Annotated in this window: 19 protein-coding genes; 15 read left to right on the top strand and 4 right to left on the bottom strand. The window is 33.3% G+C overall.

The features are described 5' to 3' along the window. Positions 1 to 5: 5 nt before the first annotated feature. A complete protein-coding gene (locus ACJ6WR_RS12495; RefSeq protein WP_086895730.1) occupies positions 6 to 2,987 on the bottom strand; it encodes a SusC/RagA family TonB-linked outer membrane protein in 2,982 nt (993 codons plus the stop codon). A 236-nt stretch (positions 2,988 to 3,223) separates the two neighbouring features. On the opposite strand from ACJ6WR_RS12495, the gene ACJ6WR_RS12490 reads away from it, so the two are divergent. The 6 genes from ACJ6WR_RS12490 to ACJ6WR_RS12465 all read left to right on the top strand — a co-directional run bounded on the left by ACJ6WR_RS12490 (position 3,224) and on the right by ACJ6WR_RS12465 (position 13,095). Beyond that, positions 3,224 to 4,255 carry a LacI family DNA-binding transcriptional regulator gene (locus ACJ6WR_RS12490; RefSeq protein ID WP_086895729.1) on the top strand — a complete coding sequence of 344 codons (1,032 nt, stop codon included), beginning with the start codon at positions 3,224 to 3,226 and terminating at the stop codon, positions 4,253 to 4,255. A gap of 175 nt (positions 4,256 to 4,430) precedes the next feature. Beyond that, a complete protein-coding gene (locus ACJ6WR_RS12485) occupies positions 4,431 to 5,780 on the top strand; it encodes an MFS transporter (protein ID WP_039112528.1) in 1,350 nt (449 codons plus the stop codon). A gap of 107 nt (positions 5,781 to 5,887) precedes the next feature. Beyond that, a complete protein-coding gene (pgmB, locus tag ACJ6WR_RS12480) occupies positions 5,888 to 6,544 on the top strand; it encodes a beta-phosphoglucomutase (RefSeq protein ID WP_039112529.1) in 657 nt (218 codons plus the stop codon). A 106-nt stretch (positions 6,545 to 6,650) separates the two neighbouring features. Next, the gene (locus ACJ6WR_RS12475; RefSeq protein ID WP_039112530.1) at positions 6,651 to 8,951 is read left to right on the top strand and encodes a glycoside hydrolase family 65 protein; all 2,301 of its coding nucleotides are present in this window, start codon (positions 6,651 to 6,653) and stop codon (positions 8,949 to 8,951) included. A 45-nt stretch (positions 8,952 to 8,996) separates the two neighbouring features. Continuing rightward, positions 8,997 to 11,111 carry a glycoside hydrolase family 97 protein gene (locus tag ACJ6WR_RS12470; RefSeq protein WP_409415415.1) on the top strand — a complete coding sequence of 705 codons (2,115 nt, stop codon included), beginning with the start codon at positions 8,997 to 8,999 and terminating at the stop codon, positions 11,109 to 11,111. 109 nt (positions 11,112 to 11,220) lie between these two features. After that, entirely contained in the window at positions 11,221 to 13,095 is a 1,875-nt protein-coding gene (locus tag ACJ6WR_RS12465; RefSeq protein ID WP_039116863.1) for a glycoside hydrolase family 13 protein, read from the top strand. Between the two features lie 307 nt (positions 13,096 to 13,402). Here the strand turns inward: ACJ6WR_RS12465 and ACJ6WR_RS12460 are convergent, their stop codons facing one another. Further along, on the bottom strand, positions 13,403 to 13,696 hold the full coding sequence (locus ACJ6WR_RS12460; protein ID WP_409415414.1) for a type II toxin-antitoxin system RelE/ParE family toxin: 294 nt from the start codon (positions 13,694 to 13,696) through the stop codon (positions 13,403 to 13,405). Positions 13,697 to 13,699: 3 nt separating this feature from the next. Beyond that, positions 13,700 to 13,969, bottom strand: a complete 270-nt coding sequence (locus ACJ6WR_RS12455) for a type II toxin-antitoxin system Phd/YefM family antitoxin (protein ID WP_409415413.1) — start codon at positions 13,967 to 13,969, stop codon at positions 13,700 to 13,702. A 93-nt stretch (positions 13,970 to 14,062) separates the two neighbouring features. On the opposite strand from ACJ6WR_RS12455, the gene ACJ6WR_RS12450 reads away from it, so the two are divergent. The 5 genes from ACJ6WR_RS12450 to ACJ6WR_RS12430 all read left to right on the top strand — a co-directional run bounded on the left by ACJ6WR_RS12450 (position 14,063) and on the right by ACJ6WR_RS12430 (position 18,232). Then, positions 14,063 to 14,749 carry a glycerophosphodiester phosphodiesterase gene (locus ACJ6WR_RS12450; protein ID WP_409415412.1) on the top strand — a complete coding sequence of 229 codons (687 nt, stop codon included), beginning with the start codon at positions 14,063 to 14,065 and terminating at the stop codon, positions 14,747 to 14,749. A gap of 72 nt (positions 14,750 to 14,821) precedes the next feature. Then, the gene (locus ACJ6WR_RS12445) at positions 14,822 to 16,030 is read left to right on the top strand and encodes an NAD(P)/FAD-dependent oxidoreductase (RefSeq protein ID WP_409415411.1); all 1,209 of its coding nucleotides are present in this window, start codon (positions 14,822 to 14,824) and stop codon (positions 16,028 to 16,030) included. An 11-nt stretch (positions 16,031 to 16,041) separates the two neighbouring features. Then, positions 16,042 to 16,617 carry a Crp/Fnr family transcriptional regulator gene (locus ACJ6WR_RS12440; protein ID WP_409415410.1) on the top strand — a complete coding sequence of 192 codons (576 nt, stop codon included), beginning with the start codon at positions 16,042 to 16,044 and terminating at the stop codon, positions 16,615 to 16,617. Positions 16,618 to 16,678: 61 nt separating this feature from the next. After that, positions 16,679 to 17,353, top strand: coding sequence for an MBL fold metallo-hydrolase (locus tag ACJ6WR_RS12435; protein ID WP_409415409.1), 675 nt, complete (start codon positions 16,679 to 16,681; stop codon positions 17,351 to 17,353). A gap of 150 nt (positions 17,354 to 17,503) precedes the next feature. Further along, the gene (locus ACJ6WR_RS12430) at positions 17,504 to 18,232 is read left to right on the top strand and encodes a hypothetical protein (RefSeq protein ID WP_409415408.1); all 729 of its coding nucleotides are present in this window, start codon (positions 17,504 to 17,506) and stop codon (positions 18,230 to 18,232) included. Positions 18,233 to 18,326: 94 nt separating this feature from the next. On the opposite strand, the gene ACJ6WR_RS12425 is transcribed toward ACJ6WR_RS12430, so the two are convergent. Next, a complete protein-coding gene (locus tag ACJ6WR_RS12425) occupies positions 18,327 to 18,803 on the bottom strand; it encodes a TspO/MBR family protein (protein ID WP_409415407.1) in 477 nt (158 codons plus the stop codon). A 107-nt stretch (positions 18,804 to 18,910) separates the two neighbouring features. Here ACJ6WR_RS12425 and ACJ6WR_RS12420 point away from each other — a divergent pair, with 107 nt between their 5' ends. The 4 genes from ACJ6WR_RS12420 to ACJ6WR_RS12405 are packed head-to-tail and all read left to right on the top strand — an operon-like array spanning position 18,911 to position 21,492. Further along, a complete protein-coding gene (locus ACJ6WR_RS12420; protein ID WP_409415406.1) occupies positions 18,911 to 19,996 on the top strand; it encodes a diphosphomevalonate/mevalonate 3,5-bisphosphate decarboxylase family protein in 1,086 nt (361 codons plus the stop codon). A gap of 29 nt (positions 19,997 to 20,025) precedes the next feature. After that, on the top strand, positions 20,026 to 20,244 hold the full coding sequence (locus tag ACJ6WR_RS12415; protein WP_086895716.1) for a hypothetical protein: 219 nt from the start codon (positions 20,026 to 20,028) through the stop codon (positions 20,242 to 20,244). Beyond that, a complete protein-coding gene (locus tag ACJ6WR_RS12410; protein ID WP_323489949.1) occupies positions 20,244 to 20,549 on the top strand; it encodes a type II toxin-antitoxin system RelE/ParE family toxin in 306 nt (101 codons plus the stop codon). The genes ACJ6WR_RS12415 and ACJ6WR_RS12410 overlap by 1 nt, the downstream gene beginning before the upstream one ends. Before the next feature lie 4 nt (positions 20,550 to 20,553). Then, positions 20,554 to 21,492, top strand: a complete 939-nt coding sequence (locus tag ACJ6WR_RS12405; protein WP_086895714.1) for a mevalonate kinase — start codon at positions 20,554 to 20,556, stop codon at positions 21,490 to 21,492. Positions 21,493 to 21,594: the final 102 nt, after the last annotated feature.

Genomic DNA, 21,594 nt, shown 5'->3' with positions numbered 1-21,594 from the left:
TACTATTAGAAATTTGCATTTACTCCAAACAAGAATGTTCTGGCTCTTGGATAAACATTATTGTCTATTCCGTTGAATTTTTCAGGATCTAAGCCATCATATTTTGTTAAAACGAAAACATTTTGAACTCCAACAGTAAACCTCAATGAAGCAGCTTTCAGTAACGTTTTATTAAAAGTGTATCCAAGTACAACATTATCTAACTTAATAAAAGAAGCATCTTTTACATAATAATCAGAGTAATTACGTTGTGTCCCATTAGAATTACTTTCAGTAGTAAAACCAGTATTGTAATAATCAGAACTAATATTAGACAAATCAGAATCTCTTCTTAAACCTGCTTGTAAATACCCTTTATCAGAACTTACGTTATCAAAAATATAGTTCCCAACACTAGCTCTCCAGTTCATTGTAAAATCGAACTGCCCATAATTTAAAGTAGAGAATAATCCAAAAGTATAATCTGCTGCTGGTTTATGAAATTTATAACGGTCAGCATCAGTTATAACACCGTCTCCATTTCTGTCTGCATATGCACCCTGAATAGGTCGTTTGTTTTCATCATATAATTGTTCAAATACAAAAAATGAATTTGGAGCATATCCCTCAGAATGTATTAATACTTGATTTCCTGTACCTCCAGCGATAACATCTCCTGTAATATACCCTTGAAATCCTGGAACAGTTGTCCCTAAATCAGATATTTTTTGATCAATGTAAGTTGCATTAGCAGCAACATTCCAAGTTAATTTATCATTTTTGATAATGTCTGATTGAAGATTAAACTCAACCCCTTTTGTTCTTACACTACCGATATTGCTATATCCTTGGTTTCTGATATTTGCACCATCTGGAACTGGAATCTCTGCTAAAAGGTCACTAGATTTTTTATCAAAATAATTAAGTGTTCCTGTTATTCTATCGTTAAGAAAACCGAAATCAACTCCTACGTTTGCCTCAGCTAAATCTTCCCATTTTATATCTTTATTGTATCCTTCTGGTTTTGCCGCTCTGTAAATAACACCATTAAAAAGGTATTGTGTGCTAAGCGTTCCTAATGTTACACGCTGCAAATAATCGTATGCAGGTGGAATATCTTGCTGTCCTGTAGTTCCGTATCCAACTCTTAACTTTAAGCTAGATAGTGTTTCATTTCCTTTTAAGAAGTCTTCTTCTGCAACATTCCATGCAAAAGCACCTCCTGCAAAATTACCCCATCTGTTTTCTTTAGAGAAACGAGAAGTACCGTCTCTTCTATAATTTACCGTTAATAAATAACGACTATCATATCCTAAATTCAAACGTCCAAAATAAGATTGTAAGTTAACATCTGCATCTGTAGTAACATCTGATGGTGGGTTTGGTCGCATAATATCACCTGAGTTATATCCCTCACGTTGAAACAACTGATAGTTGTATCCGGCAGTAGCATCAATTTTAAATTTCCCTAAATCTTTAGTATAGTTAAAATAAGTATTTAAGTTTTTATTCTGACGACTATCTGTATAACCAGTATACCCTCCTAAATTAGTCCAGTTCCCTTTATCAAATGTAGTAGGTTGGTATCCTAAAATACTCTCCGTACTTACTCGGGTATAACCATTAGTATCAAATTTATCGATACCTGCCTCAGCAACAACTCTTAAATCTTCAAAGAAATGAAGTTTATAATCTATCCTAATGTTACCCCATTTTCTGGTAGAAGTTGCTCTACGCTCATCTTGATTTAATCTTGCAACAGGATTTCTCGCTGGCAACAATGGTACATTACCGTTTGCTTCCAACCATTCAAAATAACCTCCATAACGTGAACCTTCTTGATAAACAGGTTGTGTTGGATCAAACATAATCGCACTACTAATTACCGGACCTTCATCTTGAAATTGATTTTTTCCAAAAGCTAAATTTCCAGTAATATCAATTTTTAAATGATTATCAAATAAAACAGGGTTTAGCGATATCGATGTCGTAGTTCTTTCAAAAGAAGTATTTCTTAAGATTCCAGGATTATCAACATTTCCAACAGATAAACGTACTGGCAATTTATTAAATAAAGCACCACTAACAGATATATTATTGTTAGTTGTTAAAGCAGTATGAAAAATTTCATCTTGCCAATTTGTATTTGCTGTACCTAGTAAAGCTTTTTGTGCAGCATTACCTTTTTCATTTACAAGAGTACGAAACTGGTCTGCACTTAAAACATCTACTGTATTAGCCACAGTATTGATACCAACCTGAGAGCTAAAATTAACTTTTACTCCACCTTTTGTTCCTTTTTTAGTAGTAATAACAATTACACCATTTGCCGCTCTAGAACCGTAAATCGCAGCTGCCGAAGCATCTTTCAAAACAGTAAAAGACTCAATATCATTAGGATCAATTGTAGATAAAATACTTGTTGCTCCTTCTGTTTTAGCATTACTCATAGGAAGACCATCTACTACAATTAAAGGCTCGTTTGAAGCACTTAATGAAGATCCTCCACGAATTCTAATATCAGCTTTTGCTCCAGGAGCACCACCTCCAACAACATTTACACCAGCAATTCTTCCGCTGATTAAACTTTCTGGAGTTACGTTAATTCCTTTATTAAATTCTTTAGCAGAAATTTGAGATACTGAACCTGTTGCGTCTTTTTTCTTAACAGTTCCGTAACCTACTTGTACTACAACTTCCCTAAGTTGATTTGCATCTTCTTCTAAAGAAATACTTATGTTTTTTTGTCCGTTAAAACTAATAGTTGCACTAACATAACCTATGAAAGAAGCGACAAGTTTATCCCCACTTTTTACATTTGACAGTTTAAATTTTCCGTCAAAATCAGTCGAAGTACCATTGGTACCCCCTTGTACATTTACATTTACTCCTGGAATCGGTTGCCCTGTTGCTTTATCAAGAACAACACCATCTAATGTGCTCTGAGCAAACACACTAAAAGGAAGGAGTAAGAATAAAAATAACAACTTTTTATAAATTGTTTTCATACTTTTTGTTTAAATTAAAATTGAGTTTTGGTTGAATATTTAACTTTTATTTTTACTTCGAATTTCAAAATTAAGGATTTATTAACATGCCCGACATGACCAAAATCATATCAGCTTACGAAAACGTGATAGTGTTGAAAACTTTCTATATTATATAAGTTTTTAAGCATAATACTGTCATTTTTAAAAATAAACCATATCTTTATTAACAAAACAATTTTTTCCATATCAACAGTATGAAACGCAAAATAACCCTTAAACAAATTGCGAAGGAGCTTGATGTATCTATTTCTACCGTCTCAAAATCACTTCGAAACAGCCTCGAAATCGGAGAAGATACCCGATTAAAAGTTCAGGCTTTCGCCAAATTCTATAACTACAAACCCAACAATATTGCCCTTAGCCTTAAGAATCGTAAAACCAAAACAATAGGTATTATTATTCCCGAAATTGTACATCATTTTTTCTCAACAGTCATTAACGGAGTCGAGGAAGTTGCTAACGAAAATGGTTATAGTGTTATCATATGTTTATCTGATGATTCATTTGATAAAGAAGTACTTAATATGGAAATGCTTGCCAACGGAAGTATCGATGGTTTTATCATATCATTATCTAAAGAAACACAATTTAAAGGCGATTTTCATCATATAACCGAAGTCATAAATCAAGGAATGCCAGTCGTTATGTTCGACAGGGTTACCAATGAAATTTTATGCGACAAGGTAATTATCGACGATAAATCGGCAGCTTATGAAGCTGTTCAGAGTTTGATTGATAAAGGGCGAAAAAAAATAGCTTTAGTTACAACTGTTGATTATGTAAGCGTTGGAAAACTACGAACAGATGGATATACAAAAGCATTATTAGACAACGACATACCTTTTAATGAAGACCTTATTATTAAGATTGAAGATGTAGACACTTGCGAAATAATTATTAGTCAATTATTAGAAGATCGAGCTATAGATGCTGTTTTTGCTGTTAACGAACTTTTTGCCGTTACTATAATTAAAACTGCCAGCAAAATGGGACTTAGAGTTCCCGAGGATGTAGCCGTTATTGCGTTTACTGATGGAATTATATCCAAATATTCGACTCCCACTATTACTACTGTAAGCCAGAGTGGCAACAAAATGGGGAATAAAGCTGCGAAAATGCTTATAGATCGTCTGGAATTAGAAACCGAAGAAGGCGAGGAAGAAGAAGAAAATTACAAAACTGAAGTCATTGAAACTCATCTTATAGAAAGAGAATCTACAGATTAACTCCCTTAATAATCACATACAAAAACCCATTAAAATTATTTAATGGGTTTTTATTTGTTTCTTTAGAAAAATAATTTATAAATTTACGCCAGCTCAAAACTTTTACTTTTACTTCGAAAAATAAGTTAAGTTTTGATAAGCAAAGCGCTTATCGTACATTCATTAAATTACGATAATGGAAAAGCGTAAATTAAGTTTTTGGGAAATCTGGAACATGAGTTTCGGTTTCTTAGGAATACAAATGGGGTTTGCTCTACAAAATGCAAATGCCAGCAGAATTCTTCAAATTTTTGGTGCCGACGTACACGAACTTTCATGGTTTTGGATAATTGCTCCTTTAATGGGATTAATTGTTCAACCTATCATTGGACATTATAGTGATAAAACCTGGGGGAAATTTGGTCGAAGAAAACCATTTTTTCTAGTAGGTGCTATTCTAGCTTCGGTTGGATTAATATTAATGCCACAAGCAAACATATTTATTTCTGTTTTACCTGCATTATGGGTTGGAGCAGGAATGCTTATGATTATGGATGCTTCGTTTAATATTGCCATGGAACCATTCCGTGCTTTAGTTGGAGACAATTTAAGAACTGACCAGCGCACAGCAGGATTCAGTATCCAAACAGCACTTATTGGTTTCGGAGCCGTAATTGGTTCGGCATTACCTTATGTATTAACCAAATGGTTTGGAGTTTCTAACAGTACCGTTCCTGGTAGTGTCCCTTTAAATCTTACTCTTTCCTTTGTTTTAGGAGCTGTCGTTTTAATTGGATCTATTCTGGTAACTTTATTTACAACCAAAGAATATTCTCCTGAAGAATTAGCCAATTTTGAAGATCCTCAAAGTGAAGTTGATGTTCCTTCTGAAGAAAAATCAAGACTTACAGATATTTTTACGGATTTTGCAAAAATGCCAACTACTATGCGTCAGCTTAGTTGGGTGCAGTTTTTCTCTTGGTTCGGACTTTTCGGTATGTGGGTATTTAGTACTCCAGCAATTGCACATCATATTTACGGATTACCATTAGACGATAATTCAAGTCAAACTTACCAAGATGCTGGGGATTGGGTTGGAATTCTCTTTGGAGTTTACAATCTTGTTTCGGCAATTATAGCCTTGTTTTTTCTTCCGATGATTGCAAAAAAAATTGGACGAAAATCAACTCACGCCCTTTCATTAGTTATTGGAGGAATAGGTTTAATTTCTATTTACTTCATGCCAGATGAAAATTGGGTTATTCTCTCTATGGTATTAATTGGTGTGGCTTGGGCTAGTATCCTCGCAATGCCGTATGCTATTCTGGCTGGATCTATTGCTCCTAAAAAAATGGGGGTTTACATGGGGATTTTCAATTTCTTCATCGTAATTCCTCAAATAATAAACGCAATAATCGGAGGGCCAATCGTAAAATACCTTTATAACGGTGATGCTATGTACGCTTTAATCACGAGTGGAGTCAGCTTTTTGATAGCCGCAGTTTTAGTTTACAAAGTGAAAGATGTAGATGACATTAAAATCTAAAACTCACATCTAAAAAATTCTCTTTCTGATAAAATGAGAAATGGTTTCCTTACAATCAAAATTTAAATACTTTTTCGAAAAGAAATACAAAATAAGCATATTATTAAATGAATACAAAAGCGTTTATATTCGACCTGGACGGCGTAATTGTTGACACAGCTAAATATCATTATTTAGCGTGGCAAAAAATTGCAAATGCATTAAACATTGACTTTACACACGAACACAACGAACTCTTAAAAGGAGTAAGTCGTGTACGTTCTCTAGATATCATCCTGGAATTAGGAAACATACAAGCTTCACAAGAAGACAAAGATAAATGGCTCATCCAAAAAAATGAAGACTATCTGACTTATCTGGTAGATATGGATAAAAGCGAAATCCTTCCTGGAGTTTTCCCTGTTTTAGAATTTTTAAAAGAGAATAAACAAGCCATTGCATTAGGTTCAGCTAGCAAAAATGCACGTCCGATTCTCGAAAAAACAGGAATCATCTCCTACTTCGATGTTATCGTAGATGGTAATGATGTTACAAATGCTAAACCAGACCCTGAAGTTTTCCTGAAAGCGGCTCAATTATTAAACATAAGCCCTACAGATTCTATCGTTTTTGAAGATTCAGTTGCAGGAGTTCAAGCAGCTAATATTGCAAAAATGACTAGTGTAGGAATTGGTTCCAAAACAGTCTTGCACGAAGCAAAATACATCTTTGAGGATTTTACCTTAATAGATCAAAATTTCATCAAATCATTAATCACAAAATAAATCAATCAATCGAAAACAATTAATCAATTAGATACTCCATTAGATAATTCTCAAACTGCTTAATTATCTCATTTTCTAATTTACGAATTGTCAAATTTTAAAAACAATGAATCAAGATTATATAAAACCAGACAATTGGTCAATAATAGAAGAAGGCTTTGATGTTGAAAGAGTCAAATCATCTGAAAGTCTTTTTAGTATCGGAAACGGTGCCATGGGACAGCGTGCCAATTTTGAAGAAAAATACTCAGGAGAAACTTTCCAGGGAAGTTATATTGCCGGAATTTATTATCCAGATAAAACAAAAGTGGGTTGGTGGAAAAACGGATATCCAAAATACTTCGCCAAAGTACTTAATGCTCCAAACTGGATTGGTATCAACGTTGAAATTAACGAAGAAGCTTTCGATTTAAATTCTTGTACCGAAGTAAAAAACTTTCGTAGAGAATTAAATATGAAAGAAGGCTGGTATAATCGTTCATTTGAAGCAACATTAAAAAACGGAACCGAAATTGCTGTTAACGTACGTCGTTTTCTGTCTTTAAATCTGGATGAAGTTGGCATTATCAAATATGAGATTACTCCATTAAATAAAGATGCAAAAATTCTTTACAAACCATATTTGGATGCTGGTGTTACCAATGAAGATGCAAACTGGGAAGAAAAATTCTGGGAACCTCTTGAAGTAAAAAAAGCTACAAATGAAGCTTATGTAACTGCTCAAACCTATAAAACACATTTTAAGGTTACGACTTTTATGCACAATAGCATTTTTGCTAATAACGAGAATATTAATATTTCGCCTTCTACAATAGATTCTTCAACAGATAAAGTAGAATATACTTATGGTGTAATCATTGCTAAAGGACAAACCTCATCTATACAAAAAATTGGTGGTTATACCGTTTCATTAAACCATACCAACACTCTTACTGCTGCCGAAAAAGCAATTAAGGAAGCATTAAGCAAAGGATATGACCAATTATTACAAGAACAAATTGATGCTTGGGCTAAAGTTTGGGAAATGTCAGACATTACTATCGATGGCGATGTAAAAGCTCAACAAGGAATTCGTTTTAATATTTTTCAGTTAAACCAAACCTATTCAGGAAAAGACAACCGATTAAACATTGGACCAAAAGGATTTACTGGAGAAAAATACGGAGGATCAACCTATTGGGATACCGAAGCCTATTGCATTCCATTTTATATGGCGACAAAAGACCAGCAAGTAGCTCGTAATTTATTGACCTATCGTTATAACCAATTGGATAAAGCTATTGAAAATGCCAAAGACAATTTGGGTTTCAAAGATGGAGCAGCTTTATACCCAATGGTAACTATGAATGGGGAAGAATGCCATAACGAATGGGAAATCACGCATGAAGAAATCCATAGAAATGGAGCGATAGCTTTTGCCATTTTCAATTACAACCGTTACACAGGAGATTACTCCTATATTCCAGAAAAAGGATTAGAAGTATTAATTGGTATTGCGCGTTTTTGGCATCAAAGAGCTTCATTCTCTACAGATAAAAATCAGTATGTGATATTAGGAGTTACAGGTCCTAACGAATACGAAAACAACATCAACAATAATTTCTATACCAATTATATCGCAAAATGGTGTATTGATTATGCCGAAGAACAAATTATAAAAGTCGCTACCGAATACCCTTCTGATCACAAAAGAATTATAGAAAAAGTAAATCTTACTGCAACTGAAATTCAGGAATGGAAAAAAGTAGCCAATAATATGTACTTCCCATTTTCGAAAGAACTTGATGTTTACTTACAACAAGACGGATTCCTGGATAAAGATTTAGTTCCAGTAAAAGACTTAGACCGTTCGCAACGTCCTATAAACCAAAAATGGTCTTGGGATCGTGTATTACGTTCGCCATATATCAAACAAGCCGATGTTTTGCAATGCTTTTACTTTTTTGAGGCCCATTTTACAAAAGAAGAACTATTGCGTAATTTTGAGTTTTACGAATCTTTCACCGTGCACGAAAGTTCACTTTCGCCTTGCGTACACTCCATTCAGGCAGCAGCTCTGGACAAAATGGATATGGCATATACATTCTACCTAAGAACTTCTCGTTTAGACTTAGACGATTATAATAAAGAAGTTGAAGAAGGTTGTCATATTACATCAATGGCTGGAACATGGATGAGTATTGTAGAAGGTTTTGGAGGAATGCGTGTAAAAAATGACACACTACATTTCTCTCCAAAAATTCCAAAAGAATGGACAGGATATTCATTTAAAATCAATTTTAGAAATCAAATTCTAAAAGTGTCAATAAACCATAACGAAACTACGTTTTCTGTAGATGGAGATACCGACTTAGCCATTGTCGTTAATGGCCAAACCGTAGTCGCTACAAAATATGCAATTGCATAAATAGTAGCTTCTATATATTTTTATAACATTTTTTAATTAAACAACATGAAGAATTTCATTTTCACAGCCTTCATTCTGGTTGCATTTTGTAACATTACAAAAGCACAACAACTAAAATCGCCTGAAGGAAAATTTGTCATGGAGTTTTCGCTACAAAGCGACGGAACTCCAACTTACAATCTTAAATACAAAAACAAAGAGGTTGTAAAATCCAGTAAGTTGGGACTTGAGCTTAAAGACGATAAAAAATCGTTACAAAATGATTTTACGGTTATTGATACAAAAACTACAACTTTTGACGAAAACTGGAAACCAGTTTGGGGAGAAGTAGCTTCTATTCGCAATCATTATAATGAACTTGCAGTAACCTTAAACCAAAAAGGAACAGACAGACAATTGTTAATCCGTTTTCGTTTATTTGATGATGGACTTGGATTCCGTTATGAATTCCCAACTCAAAAGAACCTTACGTATTTTGTAATCAAAGAAGAAAAAACACAATTTGCAATGACGGGCGACCATACTGCATTTTGGATTCCTGGTGATTACGACACACAAGAATACGATTATACAAAATCGAAATTATCTGAAATTCGTGGATTAGCTGAAAAAGCATATACTGCAAACGTTTCGCAAAAATCTTTTTCTCCAACAGGAGTTCAGACTTCGCTTATGCTAAAAACTGCCGAAGGAGTATATATCAATCTTCACGAAGCAGCATTAATTAATTATTCATGTATGCACTTAAATCTAGATGATAAAAACATGATTTTCGAATCATGGTTAACTCCAGATGCAAAAGGTGATAAAGGATACATGCAAGCACCAAGTCATTCTCCTTGGAGAACAATTATTGTTAGCGATGATGCAAGAGAAATTCTTAATTCAAAAATGACATTAAACCTAAATGATCCTTGTAAAATTGAAGATACTTCTTGGATAAAACCAGTTAAGTATGTAGGTGTTTGGTGGGAAATGATTACAGGAAAAAGCTCTTGGTCATACACTAACGATTTCCCAACGGTACAACTTGGTGTTTCGGATTTCTCTAAAGCAAAACCAAACGGAACACACGGAGCAACTAATGCTAACGTAAAAAAATACATTGACTTTGCAGCACAAAATGGTTTTGATGCCGTACTTGTTGAAGGTTGGAATGAAGGTTGGGAAGACTGGTTTGGACACTCAAAAGATTATGTTTTTGATTTTGTAACTCCTTACCCAGATTTTGATGTAAAAGGATTGCACGCTTATGCAAAATCTAAAGGTGTAAAAATCATCATGCACCACGAAACTTCAGGTTCAGTCCGTAACTACGAGCGCCATATGGACAAAGCATACCAATTCATGAAAGACAATGGATATGATGCTGTAAAAAGTGGTTACGTAGGTGATATTTTGCCTAGAGGAGAAAATCATTATGACCAATGGATTGTAAACCATTACCAATACGCGTTGGAAAAAGCAGCCGAATATAAAATTATGGTTAATGCACACGAAGCAGTTCGCCCAACAGGTATTAGCAGAACATATCCTAACTTAATCGGTAACGAATCGGCAAGAGGAACAGAATACCAAGCTTTTGGTGGATCTAAAGCAAATCACGTAACAGTTTTACCATTTACAAGATTAATTGGTGGACCAATGGATTATACTCCAGGTATTTTCGAAATGGATATCAGCAAACTTAATCCTGATAACAAATCGCATGTAAACAGTACAATTGCTAATCAATTAGCATTATACGTTACTATGTACAGCCCATTACAAATGGCAGCTGATCTTCCTGAGCACTACAACAAATTTGCAGATGCTTTCCAATTCATCAAAGATGTTGCTATCGATTGGGATGAAAGTAAATATATTGAAGCAGAACCAGGTGATTATATTACTGTAGCTCGTAAAGCAAAAGGTACTAACAACTGGTTTGTTGGTAATGTAAACGGAGATGTAAGTCGTACATCAAACATCAACTTTGATTTCCTTGAAAAAGGAAAGAAATACACAGCAACAATTTATGCTGATGCAAAAGATGCACACTACAAAACAAATCCTCAAGCTTACACTATCAAGAAAATAGCTGTAACAAATAAATCAAAATTATCACAGTTATCTGTTCCAGGTGGTGGTTATGCAATTAGCATAATCGAAACCAAATAAATAATTTTAATTAACCATATAAGAAATGTAAGTCCATTTAATTAGAAACCGTCCAAGTTTTATCTTAATTGTACTTACATTTCTTATATGGTTTAAATTCTTCTTTATTATGAATATCCAAAAAACAATACCACACATCAACCATTCTATCTATAAAATAATCTTATTTGTTTTATTGTTTTCCGCTTCCGCGAAAGCGCAAATTCAGAAAACAGAGCCACCTTTTTGGTATGCTGGCATGAACAATCCAGAACTACAGATTATGTTCTACGGAAAAGGCATTGCCCAATACGAACCTTCTGTTTCTAATAATGTAACTATTAAAGACATTAAAAAAACCGAAAATCCTAACTACATTTTCGTAACAATCGACACTAAAGACATTCCTGCATCTGAGTTAGTTTTTTCATTTAAAAACAAAAACAAAGTTGCATTTACACAAAAATATTCTTTAAAAAAGAGAAGAGAAAATTCTGCTCAACGCAAAAGTTTCGATGCATCGGATGTGATGTATTTAATCATGCCAGATCGTTTTGCAAATGGAAACTCAAAAAACGATACTAATGCTACTCTAACAGAAAAAGGAAACCGACAAGACCCAAGCGGACGTCATGGTGGTGATATAGAAGGAATCATCAAAAACCTGGATTATATTTCGTCATTAGGAGCAACAACTATTTGGAATACACCTTTAGGCGAAGACAATGACAAACAACATTCGTATCATGGCTACGCACAATCGGATGTGTACAAAATAGATCCTCGCTACGGAACCAATGAAGACTATGTTCGCTTGGCTGCCGAAATGCATAAAAAAGACATGAAACTAGTTATGGATTATGTAACCAATCACTGGGGAATCACACACTGGATGATTAAAGATATGCCAACCAAAACTTGGTTCAATCAATTTGAAACTTTCACACAGACACATCACAGACGTGAAGTAATTACGGATATCCACGCCTCAAAATTAGATCAGGAAGTTTGTATTGATGGTTGGTTTGTACCTTCAATGCCAGATTTAAATTTAAAAAATCCTTTAGTAGCAAAATACCTAACTCAAAACGCAATTTGGTGGATTGAATATGCAGATCTTGACGGATTTAGAGTAGACACTTACAACTATTCAGATCCTTCTGCAATGGCAAATTGGGCAAAAGCAATTACGAATGAATATCCAAACTTTAATATTGTTGGAGAAATCTGGATGCACAATCAGGCAAACTTAGCCTTTTGGCAAAAAGACAGTAAAATTGGTGCTATCGAAAACTACAATTCTAATTTACCAAGTGTAATGGATTTTACATTACATAATCAAATTGGATCTGCTTTTAACGAAAGTGAAGCAACTTGGGACAATGGAATGATTAAATTCTATAATAATTTCGCATTGGATTATCTATATCCTAACCCAGACAATATTTTGGTTTTTGCCGAAAATCACGATACAAATAGAATCAATGATGTTTACAAATATGATTTTGTAAAATACAAATTGGCAATGACTTTATTGGCAACTGTTCGTGGAATTCCGCAATTGTATTATGGTTCAGAAATCGGAATGGGTGGTGATAAAAGCAAAGGCGATGCCGATATTCGACAAGATTTCCCTGGTGGATGGAATGGCGATAAAAACAATGCTTTTACCGCAGCAGGAAGAACAACAGAACAAGCTAAATATTTCGATTTTACTTCAAAATTATTCAAATGGAGAAAATCAAATGAAGCAGTTCATTTCGGAAAAATGACACATTATATCCCTGAGAATAACACTTATGTTTATTTTAGATATACAGATGCTAAAACTGTAATGGTAGTTTTTAATAATAATGCTACAGCGCAATCTCTTAAAACAAATCGTTTTAAAGAAAACATCAAAAACTTTAAATCAGGAAAAGACATCCTTACAGGAAAAAAGTTCGATTTAACATCTGAAATTACTCTAGAACCAAAGTCAGCAATCGTATTAGAACTAGAATAAAAGTTAAAATCTAAACACAAAGTTTTAGCCACAGATTATAATGATAAAATGGATTTTTGAAATCTGTACGAATCATTATAATCTGTGGCTTTCTTTTTTTAATCAAAACTTTATGGACTTTGCGGTTAAACCACAATGTTTTTTTAGCCACGGATTAAAAGGATTTTTAAATCTACGCGAATCTGTATAATCTGTGTCTATTCTTTTTTTAATTAAAGCTTTGCGACCTTTGCGTATCCCGAGGCTTCGGGATTGCGCTCTTTGCGGTAAAATTTCAATAAAACAATCTCGTTTGAATATCTATTAATTAAAGCATAAGACTTTTAGGATCTTGGTACGCATTCCAAAATCTTAAAAGTTCAATATCATTATTATCTAGAACTTTATAAAACAGAACTATCTGTTTTGTTACTGGAACTTGAAATATATTTTTATATTTTGTTGGTTTAAAAACTAGATTCTCTTTGATTAATAACTCAATTAAATCGTTTGTTTTATCTATAAAACTATACACGTTTGTCAACGTCCATTCTCTTTCCAAATATTCAATATTTCCCCAATAATCAAGCTTGGCACTTTCTGTCCAGATTATTTGTATCATGAATTATCTGTTGAATAAATGAGGGAAGCGTTTTTTAGTTTCTTCCATAACATCTTCATGAGAATGTACTTTATTATTTGCAACATCCTCTAAAGCTTGATCTATCGCAACTTTTTGTTTATTACTTAACAAACACTCGTCATCTTCATCCTCTAAAGGTATAACCACAAAAGATCTACCTTTACTTCTATGAATTACTAGTTTTTCAGTTTCAGCAATATCAAGATATTTTTTAATGTTCCCTCTAAATTCTGTTACGCTAACTGTTTTCATGATTAGTATTTTTACAAATGTACGTAAAAATGTACAGAGCCCTTTATAGTTCATTTTTAAAATCGACATCATTTTGTTTACTTTTGTAGCACTATGAGTGAAATTCTTAAAATAGCACATCGTGGCGCAAGAGGTTACGAACCCGAAAACACCTTAAAGGCCTTTCAAAAAGCATTAGACTTACATGCTGACGGAATAGAACTAGACGTTCACCTGAGCGCCGATGGCCATATTATTGTAATTCATGACGAAACGATTGATAGAACTACCAACGGAAAAGGCTTTGTAAATAACTTATCTTTGCAGGAATTAAAAGCGTTTCGCACAGAAAAGGAGCAGCAAATTCCAACATTACCAGAGGTTTTTGATTTAGTAAACCAGCAATGTTTTATTAATATAGAATTAAAAGGTCAAGGAACTGCCAATGCTGTAGCTGCATTAATCGAATTATACGTTTCGGAAAAAAACTGGAATTACAATTCTATTATTGTTTCAAGTTTCGAATGGGATTTTTTACAAGAAATAGTTTTATTAAATCCGAAAATACCCGTTGGCGTTTTAACCGAAACCGATATTGACTCGGCTATTACTTTTGCAGAAGCGATAAAAGCAAAAGCAATTAATCCCGATGTTAATTTGGTAAGCAAAGAGAACGCAATACAAATACAGGAAAAAGGATTTGAGATTTTCCCTTGGACAGTCAATGAAGCAGCAGACATTGCAAGAATAAAAACATACAACATAAACGGAATCATTAGTGATTTTCCAGATAGAATATAAAAACCAACTTCCAATTAATCTTTGTAAAAGCTCAAAACTTAGACAAAGATACTTAGAGGTTAAAACAAAAATATGACTCAAAATTTTGATATAATAATAGTAGGTGGCGGAGCAGCAGGATTTTTTACAGCAATTAATATTGTAGAGAAAAACTCAAAATTAAAAGTTGCTATTTTAGAACGTGGTTCCGAAGTACTAACGAAAGTTCGCGTTTCTGGTGGTGGTCGTTGTAATGTAACTCATGCTTGCTTTGAGCCTAATGAATTGGTTAAGTTTTATCCGCGTGGCAAAAAAGAACTACGAGGGCCTTTTCATCAGTTTTGTTCGGGAGATACCATCGAATGGTTTGAGAAACATGGTGTAGAACTAAAAATTGAAGATGATGGGAGAATGTTTCCTGTTTCTAATTCTTCACAAACTATCATTGATTGCTTTTTAAAAGCAACCGCAAAATTAGGTATTACAGTACTTACGGGTCAAAGTGTACAATCTATCTTTAAAAAAGAGAATTTCTGGAAAGTCGAAACGCAAAACCAGAATTATATAGCCGAAAAATTGATTTTGGCAACAGGAAGCAATCCTAAAATATGGGAAATGTTACAAACTTTTGGGCATGCCATAGTAAGCCCAGTCCCTTCCCTATTTACCTTTAACATAAAAGACCCTAGAATAAAAGAATTACCGGGTGTCGCTGCACAAGCGACAGTAAAGGTAAAAGACACCAAACTAGAATCAACAGGTCCATTATTAATTACCCATTGGGGAATGAGTGGTCCGGCAATCTTAAAGCTTTCGGCTTGGGGAGCACGTATTTTGCATGATAAAAATTATCAGTTTACGATTTTTGTAAATTGGTTAAATGATATTGATACCGAAGATGCCGAAAAAATTCTAAAAGATCTAAAACAAGAACACGCCAAAAAAGCAGTTTCCAAAAAATCCCCTTTCGATTTCCCAAATCGATTATGGGAAAGTTTAGTTCTGGCTTCTAATATTGAAGTTGAAACCAAATGGGCAGATTTATCTAAAGTTCAACTTCAGAATTTAGTAAATCAGTTAACAAATGGAACTTTCCAGGTAAACGGAAAAAGTACTTTTAAAGAAGAATTTGTAACCGCAGGCGGAATCGATTTAAAAGAAATTAACTTTAAAACGATGGAAAGCAAGCTTCATGAAAACTTATACTTCGCTGGAGAAATTGTAAACATCGATGCAATTACTGGTGGTTTTAATTTTCAGAATGCATGGACAAGTGGTTTTATTGTAGCAAATAGTATCTAAAAGACTTAACTATGAATTCAATTTCATTAGAAAAACAAGTACAAGCAATCGCTTCATTTACCGAGGACGAAATTAAAAAGATTGTTTCTTGTTTTGAATATGATAAAATTGAAGCCAAAGAATATTTAGCTACTATTGGGAAAACCAGCAATAAAATTTATTTCATCATTAAAGGGCTCGCCAGAGTTTATTATTTAAAAAACGGAAAAGAAATTACAACTTACTTAAGTTGCGATGATGGCTTTATTGCCTCCTACTCCAGTTTCATAAACCAAACTCATTCTTTCGAAAACATACAATGTATTGAGGCATGCGAAGTTCTTTCGATATGCTATCAAAGAATGCAACAATTATATAATGAAATCCCTAATTGGGAACGTGTTGGAAGAATTCTAGCCGAACAAAACTACCTATGCATGGCAGATCGATTATTAAAACTACAAATGATTCCTGCCAAAGAAAAATACCTTACTTTTTTACAAACTGCACCATCAAAGATTATCAAGCGTACACCACTTATATACATTGCATCTTTTTTGGGTATTACACCCGAATCTTTAAGTCGCATTCGACAAAGCATTTCTTAACATTTATCAAATAGGTTAGTATTTTCGTTTTTCATCTTTGTCAATAATAAAATTTGATAAAATGAAAAACGTAGCCAAAAATGTGTACCAAATACCGGTATTACCCAGAAACAGTATTAATTGTTATTTAATTGAAGATGTACTTATTGATGCAGGAATAAGAAGCTCGGCATCCAAAATTTTAAATGCTATAAAAAATAAAAAAGTAAATACCCACGTACTTACCCATGCGCATGCCGACCATCAGGGTAGTAGTAAAGTTATTTGTGACACTTTAAATATTCCCTTATGGTGTAGTGAACCCGAAAAACAAGCGGCGGAAAGCGGAAATGTAACTATTGAATACCCAAATCCAAATAATATAATTTCTAATTTTCAGGTAAAAGTCTGGGCTGGAAAAGGTTGTCAAGTATCCAAAATTATTAAAGAAGGAGATATCGTAGGCGGATTTACTGTAATTGAAACTCCTGGGCATTCCAGCGGGCATTTATCTTTTTTTAGAGAACACGATGGTGTTCTTATAGTTGGTGATGTAATGACTAACATGAATTTATTAACCACTGTTCCTGGATTACATGAACCGCCAAGCTTGTTTACAACCAATCAACAAAAAAATAGGGAATCCATAAAAAAACTAGCCGAGTTAAACCCAAAAATATTATGTTTTGGTCATGGCCCTGTCCTAATAAATAACGGTGAATTAGCTCGATTCGTGAATAAAATTTCTGCAATTTAATTTTTACTACCAGTCACAGTTTTCAGTTTTGAGCACTGCGACTGGTACTGAATACTGTAAACTAAAAACCGAATTAACAAGACTTTAGAGATTCTATAAGTTTTAGTTAAGACAATTCTAATAATTTTACTTTCAAGCAATTAACCATATATGAAAGTAAAATTACTTACAACAATTTCGTTACTTACCTATCAACTTAGCATTTCTCAAACAGAAAAATTACTTCACGGAAAAGTTTTTTCCAACAACAATCCTCTTAAAGAAGTAGAAGTTATTAATAAAACAGCGAAAACCAGTACCAGAACAAATGCTTTGGGAGAGTTTTCCATTCCGGTAAAAGTAAAAGATAGTCTGTTATTTTTCTCTAAAGATTACTTTTTCACAAGACTAAAAATAACTCAGGCCAATATTGATAAAAATAATATTATTGTCAATATGGCTATCAAAGCCGAAGAATTAGATGAAGTAGTCGTAACTACTATGAAATTTAATCCTGTAAAAATTTCTCAAAAAGATCTAGACAACGTAAAGCTCTATAAAGAAGCTGGATCTTTACAAAAATATACTGGCGTTTACGACGGAACTATTCCAAATGGTATGGACTTCACCCGAATGGGAACAGGCCTTTTAAATTTATTTAAAAAAGATAAAGAAGAACTCAAAAAGAAAACTTCGGAAACTGATTTCAAAAAACTTATAGCAAAATCAATACCTTCAGATTTTTTTACCAAAGATTTAAAGTTAAAACCCGAGGAAAAAGACCTTTTTATTGAATTTTGCGATGCTGATCCAAGATCCAAGAACCTTTTAGAAAACAATAATGTATTAGCTACAATGGATTTTTTGTATGCAAAAAACGAAATGTTTAAGAAACTGTAGGGGAAAAGTTTTTAGTATTCAGTACCAGTCACAGTTTCCAGACTGAAACCGAATACTGTGACTGGCACTGAGAACTGTGACTAAAAACTGTAAACTATTTATTCAACCACCAAATACTAGCATTCAGAACCGTGGCGTAACTTACCCAAAGCAAGTAAGGAACTAATAAATAACCTGCGATTTTATTGATTTTTATAAATTTTAAAAGTGTTTCATAAATCATCAGCCAAAGAACAAAAACTTCAAGAAGCGCTAATAACGGATTCATTAATCCGAAGAATAAATACGACCACAAAGCATTTAGAGCCAATTGAATTGCAAAGAAAACCAATGCATTTTTAACTGCTTCTTTTTCATATTCTATTCGATCCCAAACCAATCCAGCTGCAACCCCCATCAAAAAATAAAGCAAACTCCAAGCTGGTGCAAAAACCCAATTAGGCGGATTAAAGCTTGGCTTGATTAAAGTCGGATACCAAGTATCAACACTAGTTCTGGTAACAATTCCCGAAAAATATCCAATAGCTAGACAAGTAACAACAACCGCTAAAATTCGAGTGATTTTATTCATTTTATATTCTTTTTTTGAGTTAATAAAGGTAAACATTTTTATAGGCTATCAAAAAGTGCAAAAGGTATAATTCAAAAAAAGTATCTTTGCGTAAATTTTATATTTTTATGTTTACAGCAAACGATTTTATTCCAAAAAAATATACTTCGACTATAGATCAAGGCAATTTTGAGTGGAGCGCTCCAAGTAACATTGCTTTGGTTAAATATTGGGGAAAAAAAGACAATCAAATTCCGGCAAATCCTTCAGTAAGTTTTACTTTAAACAATTGTAAAACAATTACTAAACTAGCTTTCGCTAAAAAAGACATTTCAACTGATAATTTCTCATTCGATTTACTTTTTGAAGGAAAACCAAAAGAAGATTTCAAACCGAAAATCCAGAAATTTCTGGAACGCGTTTTCGTTTATCTCCCTTTCCTGAAAGAGTATCATTTTATAATTGACACTCAAAATACTTTTCCGCATAGTTCAGGAATAGCCTCATCAGCATCTGGAATGGCAGCTTTGGCAATGAATTTTATGAGTTTAGAAAAAACTCTAAACCCAGAAATGACCGATGATTATTTCTTTCAGAAAGCTTCTTTCTTAGCCCGTTTAGGTTCAGGGAGTGCTTGCCGAAGTGTAAAAGGAAGCGTAGTTGTTTGGGGAAATCAAGCAAATATAAAAGGAAGCTCAGATTTATTTGGAGTAGAATTTCCAAATACAATTCATGAAAACTTTAAAAATTACCAAGACACTATTTTATTAGTTGATAAAGGCGAAAAACAAGTTTCGAGTACTGTAGGTCATGATTTAATGCACAATCACCCTTATGCCGAAAGACGTTTTACACAAGCTCATGAAAACTTAGATAAACTAATTTCTATTTTTGAAAGTGGAGATTTGGACGAATTCATTAAAGTCGTTGAGAGCGAAGCATTGACATTACATGCTATGATGATGACATCAATGCCGTATTTTATCTTAATGAAACCAAATACTCTGCAGATTATTAATGCTATTTGGAAATTTAGAACAGAAACAAAAATCCCTGTTTGTTTTACACTAGATGCAGGAGCAAATGTTCATGTTTTGTACCCCGAAAACGTTAGAGAAGAAATCTTACAATTTATTCAGGACGATTTAGTTGTATTTTGTCAGAATGGTCAGTACCTTTGCGACGAAATTGGATTGGGTTCAATTGCATTATAATTTTCGTATCTTTAATTAAAATTTAGATCATGGACATTCAATTAGAAAAACGTGAAGTGATAGATATTCTGGAAGGCACAGATGACCTTTCAATCATTTTGGCGGTCAAAAAATTGTTAACCAAAAAGAAAAAAGATTGGTGGGATGATTTAACTGATGAACAAAAAGAAGAAATTAAAGAAGGGGAAAGACAAATTGAACGAGGTGAATTTGTTTTGTATGAAGATATGATGAAAAAGCATCGTTAATGAAAAGAACAATAATCTTTTCAAAAAATGCAGAAAAAAGTTTATTTGAATTATTTGAATACTTAGAAATTAAATGGTCAAAAAAAGTAAAAAATAAATTTATATCAAATCTGGACAAAGTAATTTATCTAATACAAATAGAACCTGAAATTTTTCCTAAATCGGAACTAAATAAAAACTATCACAAATGTGTCTTGTCTAAACAAACAACAATATATTATAAATTCAACACAAAAAGAGTCGAAATAATTACATTTTTCGACACACGACAAGACCCAAACAGAATTAAGAAAGACATTAAATAAATATATGAAAGGACCATTATTTTACTCGAAAATATTACTTTTTGGAGAATACGGAATTATTCGTGACTCTAAAGGTTTGTCTATTCCTTATAATTTTTACAATGGCGCACTGAAGAGAACCGAAAATCCTTCGGCAGAAGCCATTTCTTCAAATGCAAGTTTAAGCAGATTTACATCATACCTTGAAACATTACAAGCAGAACAACCAGAATTGGTTACTTTTGATTTGGTTACTTTAAAGAATGATGTTGAAACAGGAATGTATTTTGACTCAAGTATCCCACAAGGATATGGAGTTGGAAGTAGCGGTGCACTTGTAGCTGCCATTTATGATAAATATGCTCAAAATAAAATCACGGTTCTAGAAAATTTAACTCGCGAGAAATTATTACAGTTAAAAACTATTTTTTCTCAAATGGAAAGTTTTTTCCACGGAAAAAGTTCTGGTTTAGATCCATTAAATAGTTACTTAAGTATCCCGATTTTAATAAACTCTAAAGATAATATTGAGGCAACTGGAATTCCTAATCAAAGTTTTGACGGAAAAGGAGCTGTATTTTTATTAGACTCAGGAATTGTTGGCGAAACTGCTCCAATGGTAAATATTTTTATGGAAAACCTAAAAGACAAAGGGTTCCGTACTATGCTAAAAAACCAGTTTGTAAAATATACTGATGCTTGTGTAGAGAATTTTTTACATGGCGATATGAAGTCTTTATTTAGTAATACCAAAAAATTATCAAAAGTAGTTTTGAATAATTTTAAACCTATGATTCCAGAACAGTTTCATGGTATTTGGCAAAATGGTATTGACACAAACGATTATTACCTAAAATTATGTGGTTCTGGCGGTGGAGGTTATATTCTTGGTTTTACCCAAGATTTAGAACGCGCTAAGCAATCATTAAAAGACTACAAACTAGAAGTAGTTTACCAATTTTAAATTACAGAATACAAATTCTAAGATTTTAGAATATTAAATAGTTACAATTTTTAGAGTCGATATATTCGACTCTAAAAATTCAATGCCACTAACGTGCCTTTT

It is taken from the genome of Flavobacterium sp. PS2, assembly GCF_046250155.1.
Classification (GTDB): domain Bacteria; phylum Bacteroidota; class Bacteroidia; order Flavobacteriales; family Flavobacteriaceae; genus Flavobacterium.
This window is presented reverse-complemented; position numbering and strand designations above follow the sequence as displayed.

Excerpts from the sequence above, each read along its gene's own strand:
- ACJ6WR_RS12495 (WP_086895730.1), bottom strand. The coding sequence starts at position 2,987 with ATGAAAACAATTTATAAAAAGTTGTTATTTTTATTCTTACTCCTTCCT.
- ACJ6WR_RS12430 (WP_409415408.1), top strand. The coding sequence starts at position 17,504 with ATGAAAGTAAAATTACTTACAACAATTTCGTTACTTACCTATCAACTT.
- ACJ6WR_RS12435 (WP_409415409.1), top strand. The coding sequence starts at position 16,679 with ATGAAAAACGTAGCCAAAAATGTGTACCAAATACCGGTATTACCCAGA.
- ACJ6WR_RS12490 (WP_086895729.1), top strand. The coding sequence starts at position 3,224 with ATGAAACGCAAAATAACCCTTAAACAAATTGCGAAGGAGCTTGATGTA.
- ACJ6WR_RS12440 (WP_409415410.1), top strand. The coding sequence starts at position 16,042 with ATGAATTCAATTTCATTAGAAAAACAAGTACAAGCAATCGCTTCATTT.
- ACJ6WR_RS12405 (WP_086895714.1), top strand. The coding sequence starts at position 20,554 with ATGAAAGGACCATTATTTTACTCGAAAATATTACTTTTTGGAGAATAC.
- ACJ6WR_RS12475 (WP_039112530.1), top strand. The coding sequence starts at position 6,651 with ATGAATCAAGATTATATAAAACCAGACAATTGGTCAATAATAGAAGAA.
- pgmB (WP_039112529.1), top strand. The coding sequence starts at position 5,888 with ATGAATACAAAAGCGTTTATATTCGACCTGGACGGCGTAATTGTTGAC.
- ACJ6WR_RS12465 (WP_039116863.1), top strand. The coding sequence starts at position 11,221 with ATGAATATCCAAAAAACAATACCACACATCAACCATTCTATCTATAAA.
- ACJ6WR_RS12470 (WP_409415415.1), top strand. The coding sequence starts at position 8,997 with ATGAAGAATTTCATTTTCACAGCCTTCATTCTGGTTGCATTTTGTAAC.
- ACJ6WR_RS12485 (WP_039112528.1), top strand. The coding sequence starts at position 4,431 with ATGGAAAAGCGTAAATTAAGTTTTTGGGAAATCTGGAACATGAGTTTC.
- ACJ6WR_RS12450 (WP_409415412.1), top strand. The coding sequence starts at position 14,063 with ATGAGTGAAATTCTTAAAATAGCACATCGTGGCGCAAGAGGTTACGAA.
- ACJ6WR_RS12420 (WP_409415406.1), top strand. The coding sequence starts at position 18,911 with ATGTTTACAGCAAACGATTTTATTCCAAAAAAATATACTTCGACTATA.
- ACJ6WR_RS12445 (WP_409415411.1), top strand. The coding sequence starts at position 14,822 with ATGACTCAAAATTTTGATATAATAATAGTAGGTGGCGGAGCAGCAGGA.
- ACJ6WR_RS12425 (WP_409415407.1), bottom strand. The coding sequence starts at position 18,803 with ATGAATAAAATCACTCGAATTTTAGCGGTTGTTGTTACTTGTCTAGCT.
- ACJ6WR_RS12415 (WP_086895716.1), top strand. The coding sequence starts at position 20,026 with ATGGACATTCAATTAGAAAAACGTGAAGTGATAGATATTCTGGAAGGC.
- ACJ6WR_RS12410 (WP_323489949.1), top strand. The coding sequence starts at position 20,244 with ATGAAAAGAACAATAATCTTTTCAAAAAATGCAGAAAAAAGTTTATTT.
- ACJ6WR_RS12455 (WP_409415413.1), bottom strand. The coding sequence starts at position 13,969 with ATGAAAACAGTTAGCGTAACAGAATTTAGAGGGAACATTAAAAAATAT.
- ACJ6WR_RS12460 (WP_409415414.1), bottom strand. The coding sequence starts at position 13,696 with ATGATACAAATAATCTGGACAGAAAGTGCCAAGCTTGATTATTGGGGA.